This is a genomic window from Ruegeria sp. BB10 (assembly GCF_056535725.1).
In genome coordinates, this window is record NZ_JBQFIW010000001.1 from 1,831,837 (window position 1) to 1,848,616 (window position 16,780).

General features: G+C 59.4%; 13 protein-coding genes. 6 read left to right on the forward strand and 7 right to left on the reverse strand.

The window, feature by feature from the left end:
• Positions 1 to 21 precede the first annotated feature (21 nt).
• Positions 22 to 789 (forward strand): tRNA pseudouridine(38-40) synthase TruA, encoded by a 768-nt coding sequence (gene truA / locus ACR3EP_RS09310; protein WP_226688954.1) that lies wholly within the window; start codon positions 22 to 24, stop codon positions 787 to 789.
• On the opposite strand, the gene ACR3EP_RS09315 is transcribed toward truA, so the two are convergent.
• The 3 genes from ACR3EP_RS09315 to ACR3EP_RS09325 all read right to left on the reverse strand — a co-directional run bounded on the left by ACR3EP_RS09315 (position 786) and on the right by ACR3EP_RS09325 (position 3,233).
• Positions 786 to 1,721 (reverse strand): nickel/cobalt transporter, encoded by a 936-nt coding sequence (locus tag ACR3EP_RS09315; protein ID WP_480637445.1) that lies wholly within the window; start codon positions 1,719 to 1,721, stop codon positions 786 to 788. The genes truA and ACR3EP_RS09315 overlap by 4 nt on opposite strands.
• The gene (locus ACR3EP_RS09320; RefSeq protein ID WP_480637447.1) at positions 1,706 to 2,305 is read right to left on the reverse strand and encodes a DUF1007 family protein; all 600 of its coding nucleotides are present in this window, start codon (positions 2,303 to 2,305) and stop codon (positions 1,706 to 1,708) included. Before ACR3EP_RS09320 ends, ACR3EP_RS09315 begins: the two co-directional genes overlap by 16 nt.
• 121 nt (positions 2,306 to 2,426) lie before the next feature.
• Complete coding sequence (locus tag ACR3EP_RS09325) at positions 2,427 to 3,233, reverse strand: thioesterase family protein (protein WP_480637448.1); 807 nt, start codon at positions 3,231 to 3,233, stop codon at positions 2,427 to 2,429.
• 152 nt (positions 3,234 to 3,385) lie between these two features.
• On the opposite strand from ACR3EP_RS09325, the gene ACR3EP_RS09330 reads away from it, so the two are divergent.
• A complete protein-coding gene (locus ACR3EP_RS09330; protein ID WP_480637450.1) occupies positions 3,386 to 4,321 on the forward strand; it encodes a 2-hydroxyacid dehydrogenase in 936 nt (311 codons plus the stop codon).
• Positions 4,322 to 4,328: 7 nt separating this feature from the next.
• Here ACR3EP_RS09330 and ACR3EP_RS09335 read toward each other — a convergent pair whose 3' ends face one another.
• Positions 4,329 to 4,685 carry a hypothetical protein gene (locus ACR3EP_RS09335; RefSeq protein ID WP_480637452.1) on the reverse strand — a complete coding sequence of 119 codons (357 nt, stop codon included), beginning with the start codon at positions 4,683 to 4,685 and terminating at the stop codon, positions 4,329 to 4,331.
• Positions 4,686 to 5,048: 363 nt separating this feature from the next.
• On the opposite strand from ACR3EP_RS09335, the gene ACR3EP_RS09340 reads away from it, so the two are divergent.
• The 4 genes from ACR3EP_RS09340 (at position 5,049) to ACR3EP_RS09355 (ending at position 12,592) form a co-directional block, all read left to right on the forward strand.
• On the forward strand, positions 5,049 to 5,372 hold the full coding sequence (locus ACR3EP_RS09340) for a hypothetical protein (RefSeq protein ID WP_170351739.1): 324 nt from the start codon (positions 5,049 to 5,051) through the stop codon (positions 5,370 to 5,372).
• Between the two features lie 54 nt (positions 5,373 to 5,426).
• Positions 5,427 to 6,413 carry a type I glyceraldehyde-3-phosphate dehydrogenase gene (locus ACR3EP_RS09345; protein ID WP_170414197.1) on the forward strand — a complete coding sequence of 329 codons (987 nt, stop codon included), beginning with the start codon at positions 5,427 to 5,429 and terminating at the stop codon, positions 6,411 to 6,413.
• Positions 6,414 to 6,707: 294 nt separating this feature from the next.
• Positions 6,708 to 8,513 (forward strand): autotransporter assembly complex protein TamA, encoded by a 1,806-nt coding sequence (locus ACR3EP_RS09350; RefSeq protein ID WP_480637453.1) that lies wholly within the window; start codon positions 6,708 to 6,710, stop codon positions 8,511 to 8,513.
• Positions 8,510 to 12,592: a translocation/assembly module TamB domain-containing protein gene (locus ACR3EP_RS09355; RefSeq protein ID WP_480637455.1), complete on the forward strand. Its 4,083-nt coding sequence runs from the start codon at positions 8,510 to 8,512 to the stop codon at positions 12,590 to 12,592. The genes ACR3EP_RS09350 and ACR3EP_RS09355 overlap by 4 nt, the downstream gene beginning before the upstream one ends.
• Here the strand turns inward: ACR3EP_RS09355 and ACR3EP_RS09360 are convergent.
• The 3 genes from ACR3EP_RS09360 to fdhF form a co-directional block, all read right to left on the reverse strand.
• Positions 12,589 to 13,101, reverse strand: a complete 513-nt coding sequence (locus ACR3EP_RS09360) for a thioesterase family protein (protein WP_480637457.1) — start codon at positions 13,099 to 13,101, stop codon at positions 12,589 to 12,591. The two genes, ACR3EP_RS09355 and ACR3EP_RS09360, sit on opposite strands and share 4 nt — an antisense overlap.
• The gene (locus tag ACR3EP_RS09365) at positions 13,094 to 13,882 is read right to left on the reverse strand and encodes a cyclase family protein (protein WP_480637459.1); all 789 of its coding nucleotides are present in this window, start codon (positions 13,880 to 13,882) and stop codon (positions 13,094 to 13,096) included. Before ACR3EP_RS09365 ends, ACR3EP_RS09360 begins: the two co-directional genes overlap by 8 nt.
• Before the next feature lie 111 nt (positions 13,883 to 13,993).
• The gene (gene fdhF, locus ACR3EP_RS09370) at positions 13,994 to 16,777 is read right to left on the reverse strand and encodes a formate dehydrogenase subunit alpha (RefSeq protein WP_480637460.1); all 2,784 of its coding nucleotides are present in this window, start codon (positions 16,775 to 16,777) and stop codon (positions 13,994 to 13,996) included.
• Positions 16,778 to 16,780 lie beyond the last annotated feature (3 nt).

Genomic DNA, 16,780 nt, shown 5'->3' on the forward strand with positions numbered 1-16,780 from the left:
GCGGCGCGCTACGAGCAGCCCATGCCTAGATACGCGCTGAAAGTCGAATACCAAGGGGAACCGTTTGCAGGATGGCAGCGGCAAAAGGAATTGCCGTCTGTGCAGGGAGCAATCGAACAGGCCTTGTCGCGAATTCAACCCGGTGATCACACCATTGCTGCAGCGGGCCGCACCGATGCGGGCGTTCATGCGCTGGGTCAAGTCGCCCATTGCGATCTGGTCAAGGATTGGGACCCTTTCCGCCTGTCTGAGGCGCTGAACTATCACCTCAAGCCGCAGCCGGTGGCCATCGTCAAAGCCGCACAGGTTGACGAAGACTGGCACGCCAGGTTTTCCGCGTTAGAGAGGCAATACCTGTTCCGCATCCTGATGCGTCGTGCGCCTGCGACCCATGACGCCGGGCAAGTCTGGCAGATCAATCACCAGCTGGATGTCGATACCATGCAGGCCGGGGCGGATATGTTGATCGGGCAGCATGACTTCACCACCTTCCGCTCGTCCATCTGTCAGGCCGCGAGCCCGGTCAAAACGCTGGATGAGTTGCGAGTTGAACAGGTCGATGGTTTCTCGGGACCTGAGATACATTTCCACGTCCGCGCCAGGTCGTTCCTGCACAATCAGGTGCGCAGCTTTGTCGGAACGCTGGAGCGTGTCGGTGCGGGCGCGTGGACGCCCGAAGATGTGTGCGACGCGCTGCAGGCCGCTGATCGCGCCGCCTGTGGGCCAGTATGCCCACCGCAGGGCTTGTACCTGGCGCGGGTCGGGTATCCCGAACCGGTCTTCGGTTAAATCGCGCGCAGCAGCAAACCGCTGGCAATCACTGAAATCGTCAGACCCGCCACCAATTCAATGGTCGGGGCCAGCACAGATGCAAACCTTGTGGCCGAGGCAGAGGCCAGCAATCCACCGCGCAACCCGAACGACGTCCACCCGACCAGAGTCGTGACCAGCGCCGTGCCCAGCGCCATGGCAAACGCCCCGGCGATGCCAACCATCGCGATTCCCATCTGCCAAGTCAGGATCAACACAAACAGCGCCCCGGTACAGGGTCGGGCCGCGATACCGGCAATCAGCAGCAACGCCTCGCGCAGACTACCGACCTGCGCTACTTCTTCCGCTGAGGGGCCGTGACGATGGCCGCAATCTGAACAGACATCGTGGTCGTGATGATGGTCGTGACCATGGTGATGACCGTGGTCGTGATGCGCTTGCGCTGTGTTACTGCGGTGTCTGCGGGCAAAGCTGCGAATGGCGCGAAACACCAGCCACAGACCGATCGCGGCGATGGCACCATAGCTGATCGGGGCCATGACCTGTTCGGTTGTTCCCACAAGGCTTTCGCGTGACATCTGAAACACCAAAACGCCAGCGTAAACCAGCACGACTGCTGTCACTGCCTGCCCCAGACTGGACAGCACGCTGATTGCGGATAACCGCCAAAAGGCGACCCGACGACCCAGCCCGTACCCGCCGATCAGCACCTTGCCATGACCTGGACCGATGGCATGAAAGAACCCATAGGCGAAACAAACCGTCAGCAGGGTGGCGACGGCCTCGGGCTGTTCTGCCCGTGCGGCGCGTAAGGATCGGGCGATCTGGTTCTGAAACTCACGCTGCTCACCCGCCGCCCACGCGGCCAGACTGTCAAACCCACCGCTGCCCCAAAACCACAGAAGCAACGCAATGGCGATGGCAACCGGAACAATCAGGTATTTGGACATGACACGAAAATCTCGGTCGCAAAGTTTTCCCCGACCAGCGGGATATCGTTTTCCTCAAGGTCGTAATCGGCGTCCAGTGTCAACAAAAAGGCCTGCATCTGCGCCAGCTGACCATCGATATCGGGGTCGATCCGATCCATCTGACAGGACGCAGGGCCACTCACCGTCACCGGGCGGGTCAGTTCATAGGCAATGTAGAACGTCTCATCAAAAGCCTTCGCCGTCAGCGAAGATGCAGACACCGCATCGCCATCAACCGCGCGCAAATGGGTTGTCACGATACGACCATCTTCGGTGGTTGCTGTCGGTTCCAATGGGCCGGACAGCGACACGGGCACGCCATCTGCAAAGACGACCAGATCGCCATTGTACCCTTCGATCCACTGTGCGTCGAAACCGGCCAGGAATTTCTCTTCATTTTCAGTGAGAACTCCGTCGAAATCCTGATCCAATTTCATGTCTTCAAGTTGATACAGCGAGTAAAGCTCATCATAAGCCCAGGTCACCCGCATATGGGTCAGGTGGCCGGCGTCATCCACAATGAATTCCAGCCCGGTGTCGATAAAGACATGCGGGTGCGCCATGGCCGGGATCGGGAGGCAGCAGGTCAACAGGGTTACAATCCAACGCATGCGTGAAAGATAGGGCCTGCGTCCGCGCGCGGCAATGCGATTCAATCAGCGCCCGCAGAAACCGGCCAAAGGGTCATTTTGGCGGGAACAGAACCAGTGTTTGCAAGGCCGTACCGACAGGACCTTGCGTGTCATACAATACGGACTGGGACATTCCGATCCCCGACGGCTGCCAATGGCACAGTGATTCTGAGGCCAGCCAATCCGACCCCGGCTCGCGATGGATTTGCACGGTCAGATCGGTGTTCATGAACCCCATCTCGGTCGTCGGTGCGTTCCACGAGATGCCGTTGCCACAATCGGCCAGCGGGCACAGTGCCTGAATCGGCGAAGGGTCCTCGCCCTCAAGCAAAGCCGGGGTGCGCATCCAGACCGTCTTGGGACCGGCGCCCTGATTGCCGTCTTTCGGGTACAGCACTTCTGAGTGGTTGGCGAAGCCCGGCAGACCGTGGCGTATCTCACCGATCGGAAATGGCCCCGTCACCGCATCTTCCAGCCGGGGTGAAGTAATCGTGACATTCGGGACCGGTCCCAAGTTACGGTGGGCCAAGTGCATCGTGGTCGCAGTGGCGCAGAGCGTGTCATCCAGATCGTGAACCGTTACCCGCGTGGTCGCCAGCGTCTTGGTGTGGCGCGTAGTCTCGGCAGCAACGCGCAGCCCTGCCAAGGGTTGTGGGCGCAGCAGATCGACCGTCAGGCGGGTCAGCATCTTTTCCGGTCCCACCTCGGTTTCCGCGGCACGCACGATCAGACCGCTGACAGGCCCGGCGTGGCAGTGATCGGCCGACCACGGCCCCCGGGCGGGGTCATTGCCCACAAAAGCGCCATCAGGGCGCAGATGAAAATAGGCCTGTTGGCTCAGGTCTTGTGTCCCGTTCATACGCTGCCTCAAAAGTTTTCTGTGCGTGTCTGGTCATCCGATCCGATGACCGGGCTTTACCTTGGGACAAAGAATGACTTAGCTGCGGCAACGATGTCCAGTTCAGTGACGGCACGTCATCACTGGCAAATTGAAGCAGAGGGGGGCGCGACATGGCGTTGCTGATCGAAACCGGGTTGTCCGACTGGATAAGCGACAACGACATCGCCCAAGACATTCGGCGGCTGCACCCGGACATAGATGTACGCACGCCTGAAACCCTTGGTGATCCGACCGAAATCACGATGGTCGCCGTCGTCGTGCTGTGCAACGATCACCCCAAGCGGCTGCCCAACCTGAAACTGGTGCAAAAACTGGGCGCCGGGGTCGAAACCATCGTCAGCAATCCGCACCTGCCCACGCATGTGCGTATAACACGGCTGAAACCGGACGCCCCCGCGCAGGGTATTGCCGAATGGTTCGTCGCTTATGTTCTGCGCCATCAACGACACATGACCTTTCATGAAAAGGCGCAAAACCGCGCGGAATGGACCCCCAGAGCACCACTCTATTCGCCAGACACCGTGGTAGGTGTGCTGGGTCTGGGCCATATCGGTGCCCGCAGCGCCAAAATGCTACGCGCCGTCGGGTTTCAGGTGATGGGTTGGAGCCGCTCAGCCAAGCAGATCGATGGGGTTACCTGCCTGCATGGCGACGCGGCTCTGCCAGAACTGCTGGGTCAGTGCGACCATGTCTGCGCGATCCTGCCTTCGACCCCGCAGACAATCGGTTTGTTCGATGCAGGGATGCTGGCGGCAATGAAGCCAGGTAGCCAGTTACTGAACGCGGGTCGCGGGGATCTGATTGAAGAAACCGCCCTGATCGCCGCGCTGGACCATGGTACACCCGGTCATGCGGTGCTGGACGTGACTTCGACCGAACCACTTCCGTCCGACAGCCCGCTCTGGACACATCCCAGTGTCACCATCACGCCGCACGTGTCGGGCTGGCATCTGGGCGAAGCGCTGGCTGATGTGGGCGAGAATTTCCGCCGCCTGAGCGCAGGAGGCCCTTTGCTGCACGAAGTCGACAGGGCCCGCGGTTACTAGACCCAGATCAGGGTGTCAGGATCCAGTTTCCGCCTGCGTCGCGACACCGGCGGGTTCTGACCTCGCGAGTCTGATCCGATCCTTCGGGTCGAATGAAATGCTGCAGGTGTACGCAGTTGTCACGTACGTCGCGGACGCGAATCGTGCCTTTCGAACCGGTGGCTTCGTTCACCCAGGAACTTTCCTCACCCACCCGGGGTGTCGCGCCTGACAGCATCGCGTCAGCGGCTGTGTTCACAACCTCGAAATCTGCAGGTGTCAGCCCCATTTCTGCGATGATTCGGGAAAGCGGCTTGGCCTGCACGGTCGGGATTGCCGCCAGAACAACAACAGCTACAAATGTAGAAGAAATCCAGGCTTTCATGATCGCCTCACCTTGCTGAAATAGATTTGCATTCAAGACTATACCGGCAGCGAACGGGGGCCAAGCCCTGTTGGGCAAACGCTAAAACTATCCAGAACAATTCTTTTGACAGTCTAAGGCCGCTACTCGCATGGCATTCCATTCGTGGCGTTCGCCCGGCACAACTGAGTTACCCCGCACGAGTGCCCCTTATGGTGCGTGGGCGGACCGAAACAACCACGATCAACTGTGCAAAGACGCGAACCAGCAACCACCCCGCAACTGGCTAACCACTTACGCCGATTCAGTTTTTCCCGCGCAGGGGTTCACAGAAGCGCTTGAATCTGGTGAAATAGCACCGTTTTTAGCACTGGAGATTGTTCAATGGTACTGCGCGGATCCCTGCTGGCACTGGCAGCTGTAATTGGCCTGACGGCCTTAGAGGCGACCCCTGTAGTCGCCAAAGAGGAAACCAAATCGGTCTTCGTCATGAGCCGCACATGGGCCGTTACGCAGGTCTCGGATGCTCCGGTCGTGTACCGCGCCACGCGTGACAACAACAATCTGAACCCGTTCGGTCCGCCACCGCGCCTGCGCACCATTCAAGCTATGGCCGCCATTCAGGCAGCCACCGGATGCAAGCCTATCCGGGCCAGCATGTATCAAAACATCTCAGGCCAGTTCTTTTCGCAGGTCAGCTGCAATTGATCTTGCCACGAAACGGGCATTGAGGTCAGCGCGGCCCACTGCCATAGCTTGCGCATGAAACTTGCAATCAATGGATTCGGCCGTATTGGCCGCACGATCCTGCGGCAGCTGCTGGCTTTGCCGTGGGGCAAGGATATTGAGCTGGTGCTGATCAACGATATCGCACCGCTGGAAACCTGTGCCTACCTGTTCAAATACGACAGCACGTTCGGCCCCTACTCTGGGCCTGTCGATACCGGCGACGGAACCCTTGTCATCGACGGCCACACAATCCCGGTGACCCACAGCCCCGACCTGTCCCGCGTCGACCTGAGCGGCGTGGATGTCCTGATGGATTGCACCGGCGTCGCCCGTACCTCGGATGTTGCCAGCCAGGGGCTGACCGCCGGGGCGGGCAAAGTGCTGATCTCGGGTCCCTCGCCCGCAACCGAAGTCACGATCGTTCTGGGTGCCAACGAAGCGCAGTTGGGCAACGCCCGGATCGTTTCGAACGCGTCCTGCACCACCAATGGGCTGGCCCCACTGATCAAGGTGCTGGATGGAATCGGCGGCATCGCCTCGGCCCATATGACGACCATCCATTGCTATACCAACAGCCAACCCATGATTGACGCCCCGCGCGGCGATCTGGCCCGGTCACGCGCCGGGGCGCTTTCCATGGTGCCCACCACCACCAGCGCCACGCACTTGATTGATGAGGTCATGCCGCATCTCGCGGGTCGCATCTCGGGCGCGGCGGTGCGTGTCCCCACAGCCAGCGTGTCTGCGGTGGATTTGGTCGCAACACTTGAACGCGGTATGTCCGCCACTGACTTTGAAGCCGAGCTGCGCAAGACGGTCGCGCAGTCTCCCATTCTGGGATGGACCGATCACCCGCTGGTGTCGTCAGATTTGCGTACACGACCGGAATCTTTGGTCATTGCAGGCCCCGAAACGCGGATGGTCGGCGACCGGCAGGTTCGCATTTTCGGCTGGTATGACAATGAATGGGGCTTTTCCGCACGTATGCTCGACGTCGCCCGCCTGATGGCACAGCCTTGAATTCGTGGAACCGCAGCGCGCGGGCTTGCCCGGGCGCTGCCCGGCCCAACGGATCACAAGCATCATTGATGCGATGGGATCGGGCGGGAGGAGCCCGTCAATGCGTTCATGGGTTGGCGCCACATTACCGCCCCGCAAACGGGGCTGACGGGGCACACAAACCGGTAATTTGGCATCTCATTCGATAAGTTCTTTCCCTGTGTGGAAACTGATGCTCTAACATGAACGGTATCAGCCGTTGTTTTTCATAAGACGGTGAAATTGATTTCGACTTGGGGCAGTTGGAGCCATTCGATGCGGGGAAGCAGGCCACAGGCCTTTGTGAAATATTGTCTGCTTGGCGTTATTGCCGCCGCTCTGCCCTCATCTCTGGCCGCGCTGGAAACATCCCTGTCCGCGCCCGGTGCGCCCCAGGGCGTGGTTGAACGTATCGAAGAAACCTCATCTGTCCTGACGGCAGATGAACGTGGTTTGGATACCCCGCTCGAGGTTCTGTCTGCCGCCCTGTCAGATTACCGCACACTCGTTCAGATTCTGTATGACGAGGGCTATTTCAGCCCCGTCGTCAGCATCAAGCTGGATGGCCGGGAAGCGGCTGACATCAGCTCGCTAACCGTACCCAACACGATCAACCGAGCGGTTATCACGGTAAATACCGGACCGACCTTCACTTTTGGAACGGCTATCGTCGCCCCCGTTACGCCGGAGACAATCCTGCCAGAGGAGTTCGCTCCCGGAAAACTGGCCACGACCGGTGCCATCCAACAGGCAGCCTCGGCCGGGGCACAGGGCTGGCGGGACGCCGGTCACGCCAAAGCCCAACTTGAAGACCAAACCGTTATCGCTCGCCATGCGCAGAGAAAGCTGGATGCTGAAATCGACCTTGAACCCGGTCCGCGCCTGACCTTCGGCAAGATGTTCATCAAAGGCGATACAGATGTACGCCACCACTCGATCAACAAGATCGCCGGCTTTCCCTCGGGCGAGGTTTATTCGCCAGCGGAAATCCAGAAGGTCGGCACCCGCTTGCGTCGGACAGGTACGTTCAGCATCGTTTCGATCGAAGAACATGAAACGCCCAATCCCGATGGCACGTTGGATTTCGATGCAACTTTTGAGGACATGCCCAAACGCCGCCTGACCTTCGGGGTCGAGCTGGCCTCGAATGCCGGGCTGGACGTCACCGCGACCTGGACCCATCGCAACGTCTTCCGCCGCGCGGAACGGCTGCGGTTCGAAGCCGCTCTGCGCAATATCGGCGGAACCGAGGATTTGGACGGCCGCATTGGTTTGCGCCTTGATCAACCCGACCGGCTGGGCCCGGACGACAACACCTTTTGGAGCGCCCTGCTGGAGCGGCGGAATACCGAGAATTACAACGTATCCGTGGCCTCGCTGGCCTATGGTGCGCGTCGCACCTTTTCCGACCGGCTTTATGCCGAAGCCTCGGCTGGATTTCAGTGGTCGGATGCAGATGACGCCTATGGCAGCGGCCGCAAGTTCCGCTATTTCATTATCCCAACCCGGTCTGAATGGGACGAGCGTGACAGCAAGGTCAGCGCGACCCGCGGGTTCTATCTGGATGCGCAAATCATGCCCTTTGTAGGTTTTTCCGGCACAGACACGGGCATCAGGCTGTTCGCCGACACACGCGCCTATACCAGCCTGGGCACGGGCGGGCGGCTCGTTTTGGCTGGTCGGGCTCAGATAGGATCGATAATCGGTCCTTCCCCAAGCAATGTGACGCCGGATTTCCTGTTCTTCTCGGGTGGTGCCGGCACAGTGCGTGGGCAGCCGTTCGAAAGCCTCGGCATTCCAGTCAACGGTGGTGAAGCAGGCGGCAAGTCCTTCCTCGGTCTGTCGGGAGAAGTCCGTGGCAAGATCACCGACACGATATCGCTTGTCGGGTTCTATGATTTCGGTACTGTGGACACTTCTTCTTTCATCGGCAGCGGTGCAGAATACCATTCCGGTGCCGGGCTTGGGGTGCGGTATGATCTTGGGGGGTTCGGCCCTCTACGCGTTGACTTAGCCCTGCCGGTTCAGGGCGACACTGGCGATGGTCTGCAATTCTATATCGGGATCGGACAAGCGTTTTGATACGGCAGTTTTCATATCCGGTTGTGACAACTGTGCTGATCCTGACAGCGCCACCTGTACTCGCGCAAGAGGATGATGGCGGCGGCAGCATGCTGGAACGTTTCCTGCAGGACACCTTGTCAGGAGATGATCAGAACGTCACCGTCAAAGGGCTGCAAGGCGCGCTGAGCGCCCGCGCCACGATTGAAGAGATTACCGTGTCGGACGACGAAGGCGTCTGGTTGACCATCAAGGACGCCGAGCTGGACTGGAACCGGCTGGCTCTTATACGGGGTCGGTTTTCCGTCAATGCCCTGACCGCGCAGGAAATCGATATCGCCCGCGCGCCGGGCACAACCACCAAGGACACGCCTGCGCCGACAGCCGAGACCAAACCTTTCGAACTACCGGAACTGCCCGTTTCCATCGAGATCGGTGAAATCAGGATTGATGAGCTGTCACTGGGTAAACCTCTGATCGGGGTTGCCGCCGATCTGGCGGTGACGGGGAACCTGTCACTGGCCGATGGTACATTGGACACCAACCTGGATGTCACCCGCCTGGACCGCGGAGGGGATGAGGTGACACTGACCGCCGGGTTCCAGAACACCTCGCGCGAGATCAATCTGGACCTGCAGGTGAAAGAGGCCGCAGGCGGCGTGATATCAACTGCGCTGAATATTCCCGACAGCCCACCGATCGGCCTGTCGGTCACAGGCTCGGGCCCAGTGACCGATTTCACTGCTGATATCGCCCTGAGCAGCGACAATCAGCAACAGGTCACAGGGCAGATACAGCTGCGCGCCGCTGAAACCGGTGCGGCAGACGGGATCGCCTTTACCGCCGATCTGGGTGGCGACCTGACCCCCTTTATGGCCGAGGATCTGGACCCGTTCTTTGGCCCGAAAACACGCTTGTTCGTGGACGGCCAAACCAAACCGCGAGGCGCGCTGGACATCCCCGATCTGGAATTGACCACCCAAGCCCTGGACCTAAAGGGTGAGTTGCAATTGGCCGAAGGCGGCACGTTGCAATTGGCGGCCTTGCAAGGCCGGATCACCCCGCCCGACGGAACAACGGTGGTTTTGCCGGTCAAAGGCGGCGAAACCTCGATTGAAGCGGCGCAGATTTCCGCTTTGTTCGATCAGAAAAACGGCAATTTGTGGGATCTGAGCCTGACGGCGAATGCGTTTCAATCTCCGCAAGCGAAACTGGACACAGCCCGCATCACCGCGCAGGGCACGTTGGAACAGGGCACTTCATTCAGTGTAACGGGAGACCTTCAGGCCATCGTCGACGGGATCGATCTGAATGATCAGGCCCTGAACACGGCCTTGGGAGAGAACATCACGCTGGATGGGCAGTTCGATTACGGCAGCGATCAGTCGCTGAACCTGTCGGGGTTCGAACTGGTGGGAACCGACTATACCCTTGGGCTGGATGCGTTGATCGACGGATTGAATAGTGGCCTGACGGTTGACGGTTCGGCCACGCTTGAGGCATCGGACCTGTCGCGTTTTTCGGACCTGGCGCAGCTGGATCTGGGCGGTAGTGCCGCGGCCCGCGTTGACGGCACAGGCTCACCATTAGAGCGTAGCTTCGACGGCAAACTGGTGCTTGAGGGCAGCAATCTGGTCACCGGGCGCGACGATATCGATCCCGTCATCAAAGGCGAAACCACCATCACATTGGATGCCAGCCGAGGCAGCGACGGCATCACCATTCGCGAGTTTGACCTGAACAGCGAAGCTGCGCAGGCAAAGGCCAGCGGCGAGGTCACGACACCTGACGGCAACCTGACCATTGACGGCAAGGCCCGCGTGAATGCGTCTGACCTGTCGGTCTTTTCCGGTCTGGCCAAGCGTGAACTGGGTGGCGCCCTGCGGGCGGAAATGGACGGCAAAGGCACCGTGCAGACTTTGGAATTCGACGGCACGGCCAGCGTGATCGGACAGGATATACAAACCGGCATGTCCGACATCGATCCGCTGCTGACCGGCAAGACCACGATAACCTGGGACGGGGCACGCACGACCGATCGGATTGAAATCCGCGAAGCGACGGTCAACGGTACCGCCTTAACTGCAAAAGTCGCCGCAACGGTGGATGACCCTACCGGAGAGCTTTCGGTTGACGGCAACGCTCGTGTGAACGCCCCGGATCTGTCGCTGTTCTCGGAGTTGGCCAAGCGGGATCTGGGCGGCTCGGTCACCGCGAATGTGCAGGGCAACGGAAATCTCGCCAATCGTGTCTTTGACGTTCAGGGCAATGTGGACGCTGACGACCTTCAGACCGGGATTGATTTGGTCGATAAATTGATCCAGGGCCGCACGACCCTGAACATTGATGCCGACAAAGACGACGACGGTATGGAAGTCCGTACATTTAGCCTGAGGGGCACTGCCCTATCGGCTACAGCATCGGGCAAACTGGACCGAGAGGCGGGTGGCCTGACCTTCTCGGCCCAGCTTGACGACCTGTCCCGTGTCATGACGTCGATGTCCGGCCCGCTGACGTTGGACGGGAATGTTGCCCCAACGGGATCGGGACTGGAAGGGGAAATGCGCCTGAGCGGCCCGGACAGTTCCTATGCAGCCCTGACCGGAACAGTAGACACCGATGGTTCGGCCGATTTGGAATTCGACGCCAAGTTGAACAGGATCGAACGGTTCGCGCCCGAATTCCCTGGCACCGTTGCGGCAACCGGCACAGCCAAGCGCGACAACGGCGTCTGGACCATTGACGGGTCAGCCAATGGCCCGGCCGAGATCAATAGCACTATCGCTGGAACCTTCGATGAAAACAGCGGCGAGGCCGATCTGCGGGCGCAGGGTGGCATCAACCTGGGTGTCGCCAACATCTTTATCTCACCCAACAAGATCGAAGGATCGGCCCGGCACAATCTGCGGCTCAAGGGAAAGCCCGAGCTAAGTTCGCTCAGCGGTTCTATCACCACTTCAGGCACGTCAATTGCGATCCCTGAGATCGGACAGACAATAACCGGCATCAGCGGCTCGGTCGAATTGGCGCAGAGTCGCGCCAATATCTCGTTGAATGGTGGCATGCGCGCGGGCGGCACTTTTACCATCTCGGGGCCATTGGACCTGACACCGCCGCTGAACGCGAACATTGTTACGCGGCTCAATCAGTTGGTGCTAACAGACAAGCTTCTGTATGAGACCACTTTGAACGGTGAGATCGCCATGACCGGAGCGCTGGCGGGCAACAGCGCCATTTCCGGTCAGATCACGTTCGAGGAAACCAATATCAACCTCGCTGCCGCGGCTGGTGCCGTGGGCGCTGCACCGATCCCCGAGATCAGGCATGTCAATGAAAGCGCGGCTGGTTACCTGACACGGGAACGCGCGGGCCTTGTTGTCGAGGAAGGCGCGCAAAAAAGCGATTCACGTATCGCGCTGGATGTCAGCCTGTTGGCGCCCAAGGCGGTTTTCGTGCGCGGCCGGGGTGTGAACGCCGAACTAGGGGGGCGGCTGAATATCGGCGGCACGACCACCGCAGTTATCCCATCCGGCCAAATCGAACTGATCCGGGGAAATTTCGACATTCTGGGCCGCAGGCTGGCCCTGACAAAAGGCATCGTGACACTGCAAGGCGACCTAACGCCGTATATCGAGTTCGCCTCATCCACCAGCACGTCCGATGGCACCGCCACAATCGAAATCGCGGGCCCGTTGGATGCGCCGGAGGTTGACGTTTATTCCGACCCTGAACGCCCAGCCGAAGAGGCGCTGGCCATGCTCTTGTTCGGCAACCGGTTTTCCGAAATTTCACCCTTTGTCATCGCCCAAATGGCGGCGTCTCTGGCGCAGCTCAGCGGTGCCGGGGGAGATGCAACCAAAGGGCTTCGCGATTCGACCGGCGTTGACACGGTGGATATCGGCGCATCCGAAGGCGGTGCGGGCCGACTGGGGGCCGGTGCATATCTGAGCGACAATCTCTACACCGATTTCACCGTCAACACCGAAGGTGACACCGAGGTGAACCTGAACCTTGACGTGTCGGACAGTTTTACTGTCCGCGGTTCAGTCGACGGGCGCGGAGAAACCGGGGTTGGCGTGTTTTTCGAACGGGATTATTAATCGCTGCGGCGGATGCCAATGGTGTGCCCAACCTGCGGCGCGGGGTCCAATGGTGCATGATCTTGAACCATACGGGCCAACCGCGCTACCGCCCAGTCCGGATAAGGAGTGGAACGCCCGGTCGTATGACTGACGTTCATGAACAGCGCCTCTTGCGTCGCACAGAGTTCGCCATCATCGGACAGCATCTGTGCAAAGTAATGCCCCCGTTTCTGATCGGAATCCAACATCCGAAAGCGAAACCAGAACGGTTCGTCCTGCCTAATCTCGCGCAGAAAATTCATATGCGACTGCAGGATGTAAGGCCCCTGCCCCAACGCGCTGACCTGCGCCTCGCCCAGACCCAGATGATCATCCATCAAGTGATCCAGCGCGCGGTCGAAGGCCACGCCGTAGAACCCCACATTCATGTGGCCGTTATAGTCGATCCACTTAGGCAAAACTCTAAACCCTCGTATTTCAATCGGGGCATCATAGGGCCCATCGTGACCGCTGAGGGGGTTAGTCATCTGGATTCTCCTCGAATATTGCGACGGCTCGCACAAAACCCGCCGAGGCGCCCTTGATCTTGAACGGAAAACACGAAATTTCGAAACCTGTTGGTGGTAGGTCTTCCAGATTGGTCAATTTCTCAATGTGGCAATACCCGATATCCATCGACGCCCGATGGCCCTCCCAGATAATCGACGGGTCGCGCGTTTCGGCATATTCCTGGGCCGTCAGCGCAAAGGGTGCGTCCCAGCTCCAGGCGTCTGTGCCAGTGACCCGCACCCCGCGTTGGGTCAGGTACAACGTCGCCTCGCGCCCCATACCGCAGCCTTTCATCAGATAGTCGGGTTGTCCGTATTGCGTACCGGCTGAGGTGTTCACGACCACGATATCCAACGGCTGCAAGGTATGCCCGATCCGCTTCAACTCGGCCTCAACATCGGTGGCAGACACCACATAGCCGTCGTCGAAATGGCGAAAATCCAGTTTTACGCCGGGGTTCATGCACCATTCCAGCGGCACCTCATCGATGGTGATCGCCCTCTCGCCATTATTCATGGTCGAGTGGTGGTGATACGGCGCGTCCAGATGGGTGCCGTTATGCGTGGCAATTTGCAGCCGCTCAATGGCCCAGCCTTCGCCGCCCGGTAGGTCCTGTTTTTGCAAGCCGGGAAAGAAGGACATGACCTGTTCTGCGGTTTGATCATGGGTCATGTATTCGATTTCGGGCAGCATGATTGGCGGGTCCGAAACGATCCCGGTTTCCAACGGAACGGACAGATCGACGAAACGGCGGGTCATGTAAAACTCCTGCACCAGTGACGGCGACAGGGTTGGCTGCAAGTAACTTACTGTCAAGGAAAGAAAAAGGCGGCCCAATCGGCCGCCTTTCATGCTGCGTACGCAACAAGGTTATTCTGCCGCGACCGCGTCTTCGATTTTTTCAACCCGGATAGCCGAGAACTTGAACTCGGGGATTTTGCCAAACGGATCGATGGCCGAGTTGGTCAGGATGTTCGCAGCCGCCTCAACATAGGCGAAGGGGATGAACACCATATCCTCGGCAATGGCGCGGTCTGCGCGTGCCATGATCTCGATCGAACCACGTCGTGTGGTCAGACGGATCATTTCGCCCGGTTCGATCCCCATCTGCTTGAGCGTTCGGGGGTTCAATGAACAGTTCGCTTCCGGTTCTACGGCATCCAGAACCTTGGCGCGGCGGGTCATGGACCCGGTGTGCCAATGTTCCAACTGACGGCCGGTCGTGGCGATCATCGGGTATTCGTCATCCGGCGCTTCGTCCGGTGGGATGACGCTGGCAGGGGTAAACCGCGCACGGCCATCGGCACGCGGGAAACCATCGCCAAACACAATCGCCTGACCCGGATCGGTTTCGCTAAGCGACGGGTAGGTGATCGTTTCTGTTTCCAGACGCTCCCACGTAATGTTGTCCAGCGACGCCATGGTCAGCTTCATCTCGGCAAAGACCTGAGACACATCCGTGTAATCCCAGTTCAGACCGATGCGCTGCGCCAGTTCCACCGTGATCTTCCAATCCTCGCGCGCCTCACCCGGAGGCGTCACAGCGGGGCGCACCCGCTGCACCTGACGGTTGGTGTTCGAAACGGTGCCGTTCTTTTCATACAGCGCCGAAGCGGGCAGGATGATGTCAGCATAGTTCGCCGTTTCGGTCAGGAAGATATCCTGTACGATCATCAGATCCAGCTTGGCCAGTGCCTCGCGCGCGTGACCTACATCCGGGTCGGACATGGCCGGGTTTTCACCCTGAATGTACATCCCCTTGATGTTGCCCGCGTAAGCCTGATCAATGATCTCGGTAACCGTCAGGCCCTTCTCGTTCGAGAAATCCTCAGAGTCCCATACGTTGTTGAACTTGGCGCGGATATTATCATCAGTAACCGATTGATAATCCGGCAAGAACATCGGGATCAGACCCGCATCAGAGGCACCTTGCACATTGTTCTGACCGCGCAGCGGGTGCAAACCCGCGCCTGGTTTACCAACATTTCCGGTCATCAGTGCCAGCGAGATCAAGCAACGCGAGTTATCCGTGCCGTGGATGTGTTGGCTGACGCCCATGCCCCAGAAGATCAGACCGGCTTTGGCCTGTGCAAAGGTGCGGGCGACACGGCGCAGCTGGTCCGGTTCAATACCGCAGATCGGCGACATCGCTTCGGGTGTGAACTGGCGCAGATGCTCTTTCTCGGCCTCCCAGTTCTCGGTCCAGCGGTGGATGTATTGGCTGTCATACAGCTCTTCCTCGACGATCACGTTCATGATCGCGTTGAGCATCGAGACATCCGCACCGGGGCGGAATTGCAGCATCTCATCCGCGAACTTGCGCATTCCAACGCCGCGCGGATCCATCACGATCAGCTTGCCACCGCGCTTGGTGAACTGCTTGAAATAGGTCGCTGCAACGGGGTGGTTTTCGATCGGGTTGGCCCCGATGATGATCGCCACATCCGCGTTTTCGATCTCGTTGAAAGTCGCGGTCACAGCGCCGGAGCCTACGTTCTCAATCAGGGCCGCAACCGACGACGCGTGGCACAGACGGGTGCAGTGGTCGACGTTGTTGTGGCGGAAGCCCTGACGGATGAACTTCTGGAACAGATAGGCCTCTTCGTTGGTGCATTTGGCCGAGCCAAAGCCCGCAACGCTGCGCGGGTCCTCGTCGCGCATCGCCTTCAGCTTGGTGGCCGCCAGATCCATCGCCTCTTCCCAGGTCGCTTCGCGGAAATGGGTCGATAGGTTGCCGGGATCGACGTTCAGGCCCTTGGCAGGCGCATCCTCGCGCCGGATCAGCGGTTTGGTCAGGCGGTGTGGGTGGTGGATATAGTCGAAGCCAAAGCGGCCTTTGACGCACAGACGGCCTTCGTTTGCGGGGCCGTTGATGCCTTCAACATACTTGACCTTGCCATCCTTGACCTTCAGCGAGACTTTGCAGCCAACACCACAGAACGGGCAGACGCTTTCGGTTTCAGAGTCGTAATCCTTGCTGTCCCCCTGTTGCTGATCGTCCAGCACGGTGGCCGGCATCAAGGCACCCGTCGGGCAGGCCTGAACACATTCGCCACAAGCTACGCAGGTCGAAGTCCCCATCGGGTCGTTCTGATCGAACACCACCTGCGAGGTATGTCCGCGACCGGCCATTCCGATCACGTCGTTGACCTGCACGTCACGGCAGGCGCGGACACAGAGGTTACAGTTGATGCAGGCGTCCAGATTGACGCGCATCGCAACGTGGCTGTCATCCAGCAGCGGGATCTTTTCGGCCTCTTTGGTCGGGAAGCGGCTGTCGCTGACATCGTTCAGCTTGGCCATGTCCCAGAAATGGCTGGACACATCATGCGGCTGTTCGGGCTGGTCAGCGACCAGCAGTTCCATGACCATCGCACGCGATTTTTCGGCGCGGTCGGTGTCTGTCTTGACAACCATACCTTCCGAGGCAGGGCGGATGCACGAGGCGACCAGAGTGCGCTCGCCTTCCACCTCGACCATACAGGCGCGGCAGTTGCCGTCGGGTTTATAACCCGGTGCCGGTTTGTGGCACAGATGCGGGATTACCAGTCCACGGCCATTGGCCGCGTCCCAGATCGTGGTGCCTTCGGGCACGGTGACGTCGTCGCCGTTAAGGTTGAAGGTGACGGTCTTGGTTGGGCTTGCATCAAGCATGGC

Coding starts and splice junctions, on each gene's coding strand:
- ACR3EP_RS09345 (WP_170414197.1), top strand. CDS start 5,427: ATGAAACTTGCAATCAATGGATTCGGCCGTATTGGCCGCACGATCCTG.
- ACR3EP_RS09340 (WP_170351739.1), top strand. CDS start 5,049: ATGGTACTGCGCGGATCCCTGCTGGCACTGGCAGCTGTAATTGGCCTG.
- ACR3EP_RS09365 (WP_480637459.1), bottom strand. CDS start 13,882: ATGACCCGCCGTTTCGTCGATCTGTCCGTTCCGTTGGAAACCGGGATC.
- ACR3EP_RS09315 (WP_480637445.1), bottom strand. CDS start 1,721: ATGTCCAAATACCTGATTGTTCCGGTTGCCATCGCCATTGCGTTGCTT.
- truA (WP_226688954.1), top strand. CDS start 22: ATGCCTAGATACGCGCTGAAAGTCGAATACCAAGGGGAACCGTTTGCA.
- ACR3EP_RS09335 (WP_480637452.1), bottom strand. CDS start 4,685: ATGAAAGCCTGGATTTCTTCTACATTTGTAGCTGTTGTTGTTCTGGCG.
- ACR3EP_RS09325 (WP_480637448.1), bottom strand. CDS start 3,233: ATGAACGGGACACAAGACCTGAGCCAACAGGCCTATTTTCATCTGCGC.
- ACR3EP_RS09350 (WP_480637453.1), top strand. CDS start 6,708: ATGCGGGGAAGCAGGCCACAGGCCTTTGTGAAATATTGTCTGCTTGGC.
- ACR3EP_RS09320 (WP_480637447.1), bottom strand. CDS start 2,305: ATGGCGCACCCGCATGTCTTTATCGACACCGGGCTGGAATTCATTGTG.
- ACR3EP_RS09360 (WP_480637457.1), bottom strand. CDS start 13,101: ATGACTAACCCCCTCAGCGGTCACGATGGGCCCTATGATGCCCCGATT.
- ACR3EP_RS09330 (WP_480637450.1), top strand. CDS start 3,386: ATGGCGTTGCTGATCGAAACCGGGTTGTCCGACTGGATAAGCGACAAC.
- fdhF (WP_480637460.1), bottom strand. CDS start 16,777: ATGCTTGATGCAAGCCCAACCAAGACCGTCACCTTCAACCTTAACGGC.